We start from the raw sequence: 13,077 nt of genomic DNA on the forward strand, positions 1-13,077 counted from the left end.
AAAAATTGTTGCGGTGATTTTTTACTATAAATAGCTATTAATTTTTCGAACACTTTTTCATCAACTTGTGCATTAAAATCTTTATATAAAGGTTCAAAAAGATTCAATTAAATTCTTTTTTCTATCATTAAATGCTTGTTCACCTTTTGAATAATACACTTGCTCTAATTGAAACAAACGGTATCCAAAAGATAAAATTTCGGTATTTCTTAAAACTACTTCGGTATAATAATCTCTTGCAATAGCATACTCTTTAATAGCAGCGTAATTTGTTGCGAAATCAGATAATAAATTTCCATATTCTGCTTGTTTTCCAGCTTTGATAATTTTATCTGTTAAGTCCTTTTCAAAAACTTGCTTTGCACCTACTGCATTGGCTTTAATTAAACCTTTGCGCTCACCTATCCATTTTTTCCAATAATTGGCTACTCCGGCATATTTTGAAGCATATTTAATTTTAATCGCTTGGTCTTTTCTCATAAAACCATCTTGAACTTTTAAAGCTGCATCACGAACTTCAATTCGAGCTGGATTTAAATCGTTTACCATTTGCTCCACGGCATAAGATGGTAAATATTCAGTAGTTCTTCCAGGATACCCCATTACCATTGTAAAATCGTTTTCTTGGATTCCTTTTGCAGAAACTGGGAAAAAGTGTTTAGACGTGTAAGGCACGTTGTCTTTTGAATAGGCTGCTGGACGATTATTTTTATCCGCATAAACTCTGAATAAAGAAAAATCTCCCGTATGACGTGGCCAAACCCAATTGTCAGTATCCGAACCAAATTTCCCAATAGAACTTGGCGGCGCACCTACTAATCGAATGTCTTTGAAGTTTTCTGTAACAAATAATAAATATTGATTTCCATCATAAAAAGATCGTACTAAAACATCTTGCCAAGCTTCTCTTACATACGATTTGTTCAATGTTGCAATATTTTCTTGAATTTTCTTTTGCTTTTCTGCTTCAGAAGTTAAAGCCGCAACACCTTCAAATACTTTTGTGGTAACATCATCAATTTTTACAATAAAAGTAACAACAACTCCAGGGTTTGGAAGTTCTTCTTCCATTTTATACGCCCAAAAACCATTGGCTAAATAATCGTGTTCCACTGTAGAATGATTTTGTATGTTATCATATCCACAATGATGATTGGTTAATAACAACCCTTTAGAAGAAATCATTTCTGCTGTACAACCGCCATCAAATTGAGGAACGGCATCTTTTAAAGATGATTTATTTATAGAATAAATTTGTTCTGCTGTAAGTTTAGAACCTAAAGCTTTCATTTCGTTCTCATTCATACCTTGCAACAAAGAAGGAATCCACATACCGCCTTGTTGGGCTTGAGTTTGAACGATAAATAATACTAAAAATAATTTTAAAAATTTCATAGGATAATAGTTTATATTAATTTGTCTTTATTAAATAGATTATGTTACCGTAATTAAAAGAATTTAAATTTTTATTCCAATCTATAGAACCAAATACCACTTTAACTTTATATTTATCTACAATGACTTCAATGGATAAATCATCAACAAAAACATCGTCAGAAGCATTTTTATACTTGTTAAAAAATTTGGTTTTTAAAATTGGCAAAATGTCTTTTGATTTTTCATTAATTTTAATTTCAAAAGATGATGACCCATAATTTTCAGTAATTGAAATTTTATCGTTGTTTAATTCAGTTTCAATATTACCGTCATACTGATTATTATTAATTACAAATTGATAATCTTTGATGTTTATAATTTTTTTGTTTGAAGAAATTCTTAAGAAATAATTATTGTTTTTTTGATTTTGGTTATGAGTAATATTTAAAAAAAGATTGGTATACCAATATTTATTTGTTTTAGATTTTTTAACTGTTTCAGCATCCAAGTATACTTCAATGAATTCATCATCAAATCGTTCGCTTAAAAATTCTAATTTATTCTCTACGCTATTTGCAATAGAGTCTGTAACTTGTTTTCCGAAATTAATTTTATTGTTAACTAACAAATTATTTTCTTTCAAAACTTCAATTAATTCATTTTCTTGACTTCTAATTGAAACTGAAAAAACATTTAAATACGGGAAAATTAAGGCAAATAACCCAAAAACAAATAATGAAATTGGAATAAATTTAATCGTAGCTTTTTTGAAAAACACAAAATATAATACAAGAATTGTTAGCCATAATGAAATTAACAAAACAAAATATCTTGCCTCTGTATAGCCATACTGAAGTACTCTAGTAAAAATAGCAACAAACAATAAAATAATTAAAGGAATTAAAGTGTAATAAAATAATTTGCTGAAAATTAAAATCCAAGATTTTAATTTCAATTCTTTTAAAGGGTGTACCAACAATAATGCGAAAATTCCAACTATTGAATAAGCTAAAACTAAGTAAGATACCCAGCCTCTAGGTAATTGCCAATTAATTACAATTTTTGCGCAATAGAAATACAAAATGACAACATATATTATCAAAAGTGGTATTAAAATAAATTGTGTGAAAAACTTTAATACTACAGGATACTTACCTTCTTTTTCTAAATAATCAAGACCCGATTCGTTAAAAAGCAAAAATATAAAAGTACTTCCAAAAATTCCTAAAGCAAAAAAAGTATCAGCGTACAACTTACCATCAAAATCAAAATTAAAAAGTTCTTCAACAGCTAAAATAGCAAGTTCTACACCACCAATTAACACGCCAGTAAATACAGCTGTTAAAAACAAATTGACAAATAAATTTTTATTATACTGCCAAAAATTAAGTTCGGATGTTTCTTTCTTTATAAAGGCTACAAAAGAAACAAGCAAATGCGAAAGTATGTATGTTGGTATAATTATAAAAACATAAAATCCAGAAAAATCCTCCTCCTTTTTTGGAAAAATAAAGAAATATATTATTAAAAACACAAATCCTAAAAGTTGCCAGACAATTCCGTTTTTAATTCTTTGAGAAAGTATTTTCAATGCGAATTGCAAAGAAATACCAAGTGAAAATGTGAGTCCTAACTTAAGTAGTAGAAATGCAGATTCTTTTTTTGGTTCATATTCAATACCATAAATCACAGTTATTACAAACGCTAAAGACATTAATAAAACAAAAGGATAATTTATAAATAATTGTTTAACTTTTCCAAAAAGCAATGTGATTCTGTTTTTCATTTTTATTAAAAGTTTAAATTTTTATATTACTCAATATGTGTTCCGTAGCCCCTTTATTCATTTGAACAAATGTACTACAAATGTGACCTTTTTCTAATCGTTCTTCCTCGTTTTGTAGTAACAAGTTGAACGCATCATTTAATTCTGATTGATTTTTTACAGTAATACAACCATTTAAACCAACTAAAGCAGTAGCTTCTGCAAAGTGTGAATAATTAGGACCAATAACAATAGGAATTCCAAAAGTGGCGGGTTCTAAAAGATTATGTACACCTGGATTTCCAAAACCACCTCCAACGTAGGCAATATCTGCGTAAGAATAAATCTTAGTTAATATTCCGATTGTATCAATTATAAAAACTTGAAAATCTGCTAAATTGTCATGCTGAACTTGTTTCAGCATCTCCTCTTTTTCGGAAAATAATAGTGTTTTCTTTGAAATTTTAGATTTGAGATTTAAAATTTGATTATGATTTATATTATGTGGTGCAATAATAAATTTTACATTTTGTGGTGCCGACTCAATATATTGAATTAATAATTCTTCATCTTTTGGCCAGCTACTTCCAATTACAATTGTAGTTTGATTATTTTTAAATTGTGCTATATAATCTAAAGAATTGTCTTTTTCTAAAATGGTCACTACCCTATCAAAACGGGTATCGCCAGAAACACTTACATTAGAAAAACCAATAGATTGTAATAATAGTTTAGAAGATTCATTTTGTACAAAAAAACTGGTAAATGTTTGCAATGCTTTTCTGTAAAAACCACCATACCACTTAAAAAAGAGTTGCTTTTCTCTAAAAATTCCTGAAATTAAATACGTTGAAATCGATCTTTTTTTAAGTTCGGTTAAATAATTCGGCCAAAATTCGTACTTGATAAAAAATACTTTTTCCGGATGTACCAAATCTAAAAATTGTTTGGCATTAGAAATCTTATCCAAAGGCAAATAAACTGTAACATCTGCAACAGTATTATTTTTTCGCACTTCATAACCTGAAGGCGAAAAAAAAGTGAGTACAATTTTATGTTGCGGATATTTCTCTTTGACTTTTTCAATAACAGGTAATCCTTGTTCATATTCTCCTAAAGATGCTGCGTGAAACCAAATCGTTTTATCAAATTCTTGAATATTGTCTTTCAAAGTTTCAAAAACTGATTTTCTTCCTTCTACAAACAAGTTTAATTTTGGACTAAAAAGCGCCAAAATCTTTAAAAGCTGAGAAGCAAAAAGAAGTATAAAGTTATAAATAAATGACATAGTACTAATTTATGTCGCTAAATTACGTTTCTTTTATGTAACACAAAAAATGTAAGCAGAATTTCTTACTTTTGCTTGACTTAATTAGATTAGGAAGATGAAAAAATTACAAATGGTTGACTTAAAAAGTCAGTACGAAAAAATAAAAGACGAAGTAAATGCGTCTATTCAAGAGGTTTTAGACAACAATACTTACATAAATGGTCCTTTAGTACATCAATTTCAAGCAGATTTAGAAAAATATTTAGGCGCAAAACACGTAATTCCTTGTGCTAACGGAACAGATGCGCTTCAAATTGCGATGATGGGATTGGGTTTACAACCTGGTGATGAAGTCATAACCGCTGATTTTACATTCGCAGCAACCGTTGAAGTGATTGCTTTATTGCAATTGACTCCAGTTTTAGTGGATGTAGATATGAATAATATGAATATTTCATTAGAAGGAATTCGTAATGCGATTACTCCAAAAACAAAAGCCATTGTTCCTGTGCACTTATTTGGTCGTGCAGCAAATATGGATGCGATTATGGAAATTGCCAAGGCACATAATTTATATGTAATTGAAGATAATGCGCAAGCCATTGGAGCTGATTATACATCAAAAGATGGTTCTAAAAAGAAAGTGGGAACCATTGGTCATGTGGCTGCTACATCATTTTTCCCATCTAAAAATTTAGGTTGCTACGGCGATGGTGGTGCGATATATACCAACGATGACAATTTAGCACACATTATTAGAGGAATTGTAAATCATGGAATGTATGAACGATACCATCACGATGTTGTTGGTGTGAATTCACGTTTAGACAGTATTCAAGCTGGGGTTTTAAAAGCTAAATTACCATATCTTGATACTTATAACAAAGCACGCCAAGAAGCCGCTAGAAAATACAGTTTGGCTTTAAGTCAAAACCCAAACATTTGGGCGACTTTTATTTGTGATTCTTGTGATTGTCATGTATTTCATCAATATGTTATTCGTATTTTAAATGGAAAACGCGATGGATTATTAGCGCATTTACAAGAAAAAGGTATTCCTTGTGCTATTTATTATCCAATTCCATTACATAGTCAGAAAGCGTATACTGATACTCGTTATAAAGATGAAGATTTTCCAGTAACCAATCAGTTATGTAAAGAAGTGATTGCGTTACCTATGCACACGGAATTAGATGATGAACAAATTAAATTTATTACCGACACGGTTTTAGAATATATGAAATAAGAAAATAGAAAATAGAAAATAGAGAAAACACCTTTCAGTAACATCTATATTCTATAATCTATATTCTATAATCTTAAATAAATGAAAATAGTAGTAACAGGTGGTTTAGGTTTTATTGGATCACATACCGTTGTAGAATTACAAAATGAAGGTTTTGATGTAATTATAATTGATAATTTATCAAATTCTTCTATTGAAGTTTTAGATGGAATTGAACGCATTACAGGTAAAAAACCAATTTTTGAATCTATCGATTTAAGAGAAAAATCGGCCGTTCAAAATTTCTTTGAAACACATACTGATATTTCTGGAGTAATTCATTTTGCAGCAAGCAAAGCCGTGGGTGAAAGTGTCGAAAATCCTTTATTATATTACGAAAACAACATTAGTGCCTTAATTTATGTTCTGCAAGAACTTACTAAATTACCGGCTGCTAATTTTATTTTTAGTTCTTCTTGTACGGTTTACGGTCAAGCCGAAAAAATGCCGATTACAGAAGACGCACCAATTCAAACTGCTATGTCGCCTTACGGAAATACAAAGCAAATTGGTGAAGAAATTATTACTGATACTTCAAAAGTAAGTGCATTAAATGCAATTTTACTACGTTATTTTAATCCGATTGGCGCCCATCAATCGGCAGAAATTGGCGAATTACCTTTAGGTGTGCCTCAAAATTTAGTGCCGTTTATTACACAAACCGCTATGGGGTTACGAAAAGAACTTTCCGTTTACGGAAATGATTATCCAACATCTGACGGAACAGCTGTTAGAGATTATATTCATGTAGTAGATTTAGCAAAAGCACATGTTATTGCCATGCAGCGTTTGTTGAATAAAAAAAATATAGATTCCGTTGAAACTTTTAACTTAGGAACTGGAAAAGGAAGTTCGGTTTTAGAAGTCATTCAATCTTTTGAAAAAGTTTCTGGTCAAAAACTAAATTATAAAATTGTAGGGCGTCGAGAGGGCGACATTACTGAAGCGTATGCCAATACAGATAAAGCAAATCGTATTTTGGGATGGAAAGCCGCATCAAGTTTAGATGATAGTTTGGCAAGTGCTTGGAAATGGGAACAGAAAATTAGAAGTTAGATAGCCAATTTCATAAAATGACCAACCAAAAACCCGTTTTAAAATTAATATTTTCCTTAGTAATTGAAAGAAGAAATGAAACTTTTAAACCATTAAGAAATTAAGTTTCATTTAGACTTAATTCCCTTAATTTCTTAATGTTTTATTATCTTAATTAACAATTAAGCCGAAATAGTTTCTACTTCTCTATCAATTTTATTTACCAATCCAACCAATACTTTTCCAGGTCCAACTTCCGTAAAACTTGAAGCCCCATCAGCAATCATTTGTTGAACAGATTGCGTCCATTTTACTGGAGCGGTTAATTGAATAATTAAATTTTTCTTAATTTCATTTGCGTCAGAAACCGCACTTGCCGTTACATTTTGATACACCGGACAAATAGGCGTTGAAAAATGTGTTGCTTCAATCGCTGCAGCTAATTCTTCTCTTGCTGGCTCCATCATTGGTGAATGAAAAGCACCTCCAACAGGCAAAATTAAAGCACGCTTTGCTCCAGCTTCTTTCATTTTTTCGCAAGCTAATTCCACAGCTTTGTATTCGCCTGAAATTACCAATTGCCCCGGACAATTATAATTTGCAGCAACAACAACGCCATCAATAGAAGCGCAAATGTCTTCAACAATTTTATCTTCTAAATTTAATACCGCTGCCATAGTCGAAGGTGTAATTTCACAAGCTTTTTGCATCGCCAAAGCTCTTTTGGAAACTAACAAAAGTGCGTCTTCAAAAGATAAAGCACCATTAGCAACTAAAGCAGAAAATTCTCCTAATGAATGACCTGCAACCATTTCAGGTTTAAAATTTTCTAAGGTTTTAGCTAAAATTACAGAATGTAAAAAAACCGCTGGTTGTGTAACTTTCGTTTCTTTTAATTCTTCTGCGGTTCCTTCAAACATAATATCTGTAATTCGGAAACCTAAAATATCGTTCGCTTTTTCAAATAATTGTTTTGCTTCTGCTGATGATTCATATAAATCTTTACCCATACCGGTAAATTGCGCGCCTTGACCTGGAAAAATGTATGCTTTCATATTTATTTGTTTCAAGTTTAATGTGCTACGTAAAACACATAGACACATAGTTTATAGTTTAATTTTAAATAGTATACAAGAACACATAGCTAAGATTTATTTATTGATTTAGAAACTAATCGATTTAAAAATCTATGTGCCTATGTGTTTAAAAAAAACAAAAATACTTATTTTGTAACAATCTTATCAAATTAATGACTAATATTTACAACATCTAAATCAAAATAAAATGAAAAAAATACTACCATTAGTATTAGTGCTACTAATTACGATTTTCTTTTTTTACGTTACTCTTCCAGTAATAAGTTATGGCTTTTCCGGAATTACGGTTTTATTACTAATTATTGCAGCGTTATTATTTTTTACGTTTTCAAAATTTACAATTAGTGCCGACGGAAAAAGTTATAAACCAATTCAAGTTTTTTGGAAAATTCCTGCATTACTTATTGGTATTGCTGTTTTATATGCATTTGTATTGCCTTTTTTTACATCGCACCCTGTTTTTAGAAGTGAAGATTATAGAAACTTAATTGGAAAAGTAGAAAATGGCGATAAATTGACCAACCATATAGCACCTATTTCTATGAATGAAATTCGAGTTGTAGATGAATCTTTAGCGTATTTATTAGGAGAAAAAATATTAGGTTCCCAACCTGCTTTGGGAAGTCAAGCACATTTAGGTGAATTTTTCATTCAGAAAGTAAACGGAAAATTATATTGGATTGCTCCATTAGAACATTCTGGTTTTTTTAAATGGCTAAATAACCAAAAAGGAACAACAGGATACGTAATGGTTTCTGCAACCAATGAAAGAGATGTTAAATTAGTACAAGAAGTAAATGGAAAACCTATTTTTTTAAAATACCAACAAGAAGCTTATTTTCAAAGTAATTTGCACCGTTATTTGTATTTTAACGGATATAACACAGTTGGTTTAACAGATTTTTCTTTTGAAATTGATGACGCAGGAATGCCTTTTTGGGTGGTTACCAAATACAAAAAACAAGTGGGATTTTCTGGAAATGATGCCACAGGAATTGTGGTTGTAAATGCGCAAAACGGAGAAATAAAAGAATATGATATTAAAAATACTCCAACTTGGGTAGATCGTATTCAACCAATATCATTTATTAAAGACCAATTAAATGATTGGGGTGAATACGTAAAAGGATATTGGAATTTTTCAAATGAAAACAAACTTCAAATTACAGAAGATTTAACTTTAGTGTACGGAAAAGACAACAAATCATATTGGTACACAGGAATTACATCAGTAGGAAAAGACGAATCTGCAGTGGGTTTTGTATTAGTTGACACGCGAACCAAGCATACTACGTTTTACAAACAAAGTGGTGCTACCGAATTTGCCGCTCAAAGTTCGGCACAAGGAAAAGTACAAGAAAAAGGATTTGTAGCGTCGTTGCCTATTCCGTATAACATTAACAACATTCCAACTTATGTAATGACGTTAAAAGACAATGGCGGATTAGTAAAAATGTATGCTATGGTTTCCATTTCAGATTATACGATTGTTGGAACAGGAAATACGATGCGTGAAGCATTAACCGCCTATAAAACAGCATTTAATTCTTCTGGAAATAAAATAAACGTGGATAGCAAATCATCTAAAAAAGTAGTTGAATCTACCATATTAAGAATTCAAAACGATGTAAAAAACGGAAATAGTTTTTACTATTTTACGGTTAAAGAATATCCAAATATTTTTGTAGGTTCTTCACAAATATCGAATCAATTGCCATTAACTGCAGTTGGAGATAGAGTGAAAATTTCATTTGATATTGATACGGAAGAAATTGTGGATGTTTCCACATTTGAAAATATAAGTTTAAAGAAATAAAAAATTCTATAAATTTAAAAAGGGAAATTTCAATAGAAGTTTCCCTTTCTTTTTTATTTATGCAGCCAGTCTCCTAAAAGCTTTCTTAATAAAGGAAGCAAAACAAAAACCATTAACGGAACTAAAATTCCAGTCATTAGTAAAGTTTTTAATGGCAAAGGCCAGTTTTTTATAGTATCGCCAATTAGAAAACTAACTAAGGTTATTGTTGGATAAATGGCTAACCATACCATAATTGCAAATTTCCATTTAGGTGGTTGTTTCATTGTGTTTCTATTTGTATATATTGATTTATTTTAAACACATAGAAACATAGTTTTTAATTCTGTGAAAGATGACATAGAAAATATTATTTTTCACACATAGTTATGCTAACTTTTATCAAGCAATGCTTTATTACTCAAAATTTTTTCTATGTGCCTATGTGTTTTATTTTTATTATTCCATTGGAATTTCCATTAATAAAAACTTCGCATCAGATGTAGCTACAAAATCCAAATTTTGAAAATTCCAAATTCCAAATCCATCTCGGGTTTCTAATTCTTGACCATTAACCGTAATTGTTCCTGAAATCACAAACACATACATCCCATTGCCTTCTTTTTTTATTTTGTACGTTTTAGAAAAATCTTTGTCGAAATCAGCTAAATGAAACCAAGCATCTTGATAAATCCAAACGCCTTCATCCTCTTCGTTTGGTGATAAAATTTGAGCAAAATTATTTTTTTGTTTGGCAACATCAAGCGTAATTTGTTGGTAACGCGGCACAACATTTCTAAATTTTGGAAACAACCAAATTTGAAATAATTTTGTTTGTAAATCAGCATTTGGGTTAAATTCACTGTGTTGAATTCCGGTTCCGGCACTCATAACTTGGACATCGCCTGTTTTAATAGTCGATTCATTGCCCATACTGTCTTTATGTGCTAAATCACCTTCAAGTGGAATGGTAATAATTTCCATATTATCGTGTGGATGCGTGCCAAAACCCATTCCAGCAGCAACTGTGTCGTCATTTAAAACGCGCAACACTCCGAATTGAACTCTTTCTGGATTATACCAGCTTGCAAAACTGAAACTATGATAAGCGTTTAACCAACCGTGATTGGCGTGACCTCTTGTGTTTGATTTATGTAAAACTATATTTTCCATTTGTATGAATTAATCTTCGTCTTCAATTTCAAATTCGGCATCTTTTTCCCAAATTTCCATTTCGCAAGGTTTACAATTGAATTTTAGTTTGTATTCTAATTCGCCTTGTTTTAAAACCAAAGGTTCTTTTACTTTTTTATCTCGATGTTCTGGGTGATATTTTGGGCAGCGTTCCAATTCGTATTTAATACAATATTTGGTAGTCATTACACGCGATTTTCCTGGATCCCATTGTAATTCGAAAGCTTTTTCAATTTCAGTTACTCCGTGACGTTCGTAAAATTTTCGAGCGGTTTTATTAGAAACGTTGTACATAAAATCCAGTTTAGTTTCTGGATAAGGATGTGATGTTTTTATCATTTGATGCTCCTTTCGAACATAATTATTTAAACGAATTTCCGATAACTGTTCGAAAACGGTTCTTCGCATTTCGTTAATTTTTGATATAGGCAAAAACCAATTTTGAGAAAATTCAATCGTAATTTCATCTGCATTATAGGGTGTAAACCCAGTTTTTGCTAAATTAACTTTGAAATTTTCTGCTATAGATTCATTATTTTTAGTAAGCTCTTTTTGGTGAACCAATTTAGAAATACTCACATTTCCATCTTCATCCGTAGCAATTAATTCGAAACCTGATTCGTTTTCTTTTAGCACTAAAGTCGTGCTTATTTTTCTAATCGCACTGTCTTCTCTTTCTACAATTTTGATGAAAGCGGCATCGTTATTTCTGTAAATAAACGTTCCATCAGCAATTTCTTTTAAAACGTTTGGATAAACGATTCCGTTTTCCACTTTATTTACATAGATACCTTCCGCTTCATTATCAGAATTAATAAAACACAATCCGTCACCATTATTTAGGAAATGTCCGTTTTCAATTTCGTACGAATTGCCAATTGTTTTTATTAGTTTTCCTATATATTGTCCTTTCGATTTTGGACTTTCCCAAGAACCGATGGATTGATGTCTTTCATTTACAAAATAGTCGGTATACCCACGGTTAAAGGTTCTATCAAGTGAAGAATCGAATGAATACGTGCATTTACCAGACGAAGCTTTGGTATATTTTTCGGGATTTTCTGCTAAAAAAGCATCTAATTTCTGACGTAAATAAGATACGTTATTTTTCACATACACGATATCTTTCAAACGACCTTCAATTTTAAACGAAGAAATTCCTGCTTCAACTAAATTTGGAATTTGATTGGAAACATCAAAATCTTTTATAGAAAGCAAGTGACTATTTTTGATTAAAGTATCGCCATTTCCGTCAATTAAATTATAAGGTAAACGGCAATTTTGCGCACAAGAACCTCTGTTTGCTGAACGTTCACCGTTTGCCACACTCATATAGCAATTTCCACTAAATGAAACACATAATGCACCCGTAACGAAAAACTCTAATTCTACATCAGACGCTTCGCTGATTTCTTTAATTTGACTTAAATTTAATTCACGTGCTAAAACGACACGTTTGATTCCAGCATCGGCTAAAAACTTAATTTTATCCGCATCACGATTATTGGCTTGTGTACTTGCGTGAAGTACAATTGGTGGTAATTCCATTTCCATTATTGCCATATCCTGAATAATCAAGGCATCGACATTAATATGATACAATTTCCAAATCAGTTGACGGCAAGATTCTAATTCATTATCGTACAAAATGGTGTTAATAACCACAAAAACTTGTGCGTTAAATAAGTGTGCGTATTTTACTAATTCGGCAACATCTTCAATTGAATTGGTAGCATTTGAACGAGCACCATACAAAGGTGCGCCAATATAAACGGCATCTGCTCCTGCATTGATAGCAGCTATTCCTTGAATTAAATTTTTTGCGGGCGCTAAAATTTCAATCTTCTTCTTCATTTATGAAACTTGTATTTTGTGTATATCTAAAGTAATAATTGTTGGGGTTTTTACTTCACATCTTCTTGGACCACATCCTAATCTTCTTGGACCACAAGAAGCCAAAACCAAACAACCTATCACAATTAGAATTATTTTTTTCATTTTTTAACTATTTACTTGTACTAAGGTAGCCATTTTTTTCGCTTTTTCAACAATTTCTTCAATGGGTGTATTTAAATTATCATACGTTAAGGTTACACCCATTCTTCTGTACGGTCGAGACGTTGGTTTTCCAAAAAGTCTGAAGTCTGTTTTAGGTTGAAACGCTACGTTTTCAATTCCTGTAAAAGTTGGATGATTTGAATTTTCTGAAGCTAAAATTACGGCACTTGCTCCTGCTCTTTCTTGTGTAATTTCGAAAAT

At 31.1% G+C, this 13,077-nt stretch carries 10 protein-coding genes and 2 pseudogenes; 3 read left to right on the forward strand and 9 right to left on the reverse strand.

What is annotated here, in order from left to right; all coding sequences use genetic code 11:
• The 3 genes and pseudogenes from ABWO04_RS06735 to ABWO04_RS06745 all read right to left on the reverse strand — a co-directional run.
• Window positions 1-1,395, reverse strand: a pseudogene (locus tag ABWO04_RS06735) (S46 family peptidase); the annotation flags it as partial.
• A gap of 16 nt (window positions 1,396-1,411) precedes the next feature.
• Window positions 1,412-3,163 carry a DUF4153 domain-containing protein gene (locus tag ABWO04_RS06740; protein ID WP_353078492.1) on the reverse strand — a complete coding sequence of 584 codons (1,752 nt, stop codon included), beginning with the start codon at window positions 3,161-3,163 and terminating at the stop codon, window positions 1,412-1,414.
• A 13-nt stretch (window positions 3,164-3,176) separates the two neighbouring features.
• Entirely contained in the window at window positions 3,177-4,430 is a 1,254-nt protein-coding gene (locus ABWO04_RS06745; RefSeq protein ID WP_353078494.1) for a 3-deoxy-D-manno-octulosonic acid transferase, read from the reverse strand.
• Between the two features lie 97 nt (window positions 4,431-4,527).
• On the opposite strand from ABWO04_RS06745, the gene ABWO04_RS06750 reads away from it, so the two are divergent.
• Both ABWO04_RS06750 and galE read left to right on the forward strand, forming a co-directional pair.
• The gene (locus ABWO04_RS06750; RefSeq protein WP_353078496.1) at window positions 4,528-5,658 is read left to right on the forward strand and encodes a DegT/DnrJ/EryC1/StrS family aminotransferase; all 1,131 of its coding nucleotides are present in this window, start codon (window positions 4,528-4,530) and stop codon (window positions 5,656-5,658) included.
• Window positions 5,659-5,739: 81 nt separating this feature from the next.
• Window positions 5,740-6,753 (forward strand): UDP-glucose 4-epimerase GalE, encoded by a 1,014-nt coding sequence (gene galE, locus ABWO04_RS06755; RefSeq protein ID WP_353078498.1) that lies wholly within the window; start codon window positions 5,740-5,742, stop codon window positions 6,751-6,753.
• Between the two features lie 161 nt (window positions 6,754-6,914).
• On the opposite strand, the gene fabD is transcribed toward galE, so the two are convergent.
• Window positions 6,915-7,787 carry an ACP S-malonyltransferase gene (gene fabD, locus ABWO04_RS06760; RefSeq protein ID WP_353078500.1) on the reverse strand — a complete coding sequence of 291 codons (873 nt, stop codon included), beginning with the start codon at window positions 7,785-7,787 and terminating at the stop codon, window positions 6,915-6,917.
• 229 nt (window positions 7,788-8,016) lie between these two features.
• On the opposite strand from fabD, the gene ABWO04_RS06765 reads away from it, so the two are divergent.
• Window positions 8,017-9,645, forward strand: coding sequence for a hypothetical protein (locus ABWO04_RS06765; RefSeq protein ID WP_353078502.1), 1,629 nt, complete (start codon window positions 8,017-8,019; stop codon window positions 9,643-9,645).
• Between the two features lie 53 nt (window positions 9,646-9,698).
• Here ABWO04_RS06765 and ABWO04_RS06770 read toward each other — a convergent pair whose 3' ends face one another.
• The 5 genes and pseudogenes from ABWO04_RS06770 to purT form a co-directional block, all read right to left on the reverse strand.
• Window positions 9,699-9,911: a putative antibiotic biosynthesis monooxygenase gene (locus ABWO04_RS06770; RefSeq protein WP_353078504.1), complete on the reverse strand. Its 213-nt coding sequence runs from the start codon at window positions 9,909-9,911 to the stop codon at window positions 9,699-9,701.
• A gap of 172 nt (window positions 9,912-10,083) precedes the next feature.
• On the reverse strand, window positions 10,084-10,797 hold the full coding sequence (locus ABWO04_RS06775) for a pirin family protein (RefSeq protein WP_353078506.1): 714 nt from the start codon (window positions 10,795-10,797) through the stop codon (window positions 10,084-10,086).
• A 9-nt stretch (window positions 10,798-10,806) separates the two neighbouring features.
• A complete protein-coding gene (locus ABWO04_RS06780) occupies window positions 10,807-12,672 on the reverse strand; it encodes a peptidase U32 family protein (protein WP_353078508.1) in 1,866 nt (621 codons plus the stop codon).
• Window positions 12,673-12,816: a hypothetical protein gene (locus tag ABWO04_RS06785; protein WP_353078510.1), complete on the reverse strand. Its 144-nt coding sequence runs from the start codon at window positions 12,814-12,816 to the stop codon at window positions 12,673-12,675.
• Between the two features lie 3 nt (window positions 12,817-12,819).
• A pseudogene (gene purT, locus ABWO04_RS06790) lies at window positions 12,820-13,077 on the reverse strand (phosphoribosylglycinamide formyltransferase 2); the annotation flags it as partial.

Source organism: Flavobacterium sp. (assembly GCF_040382755.1).
Lineage (GTDB): Bacteria > Bacteroidota > Bacteroidia > Flavobacteriales > Flavobacteriaceae > Flavobacterium.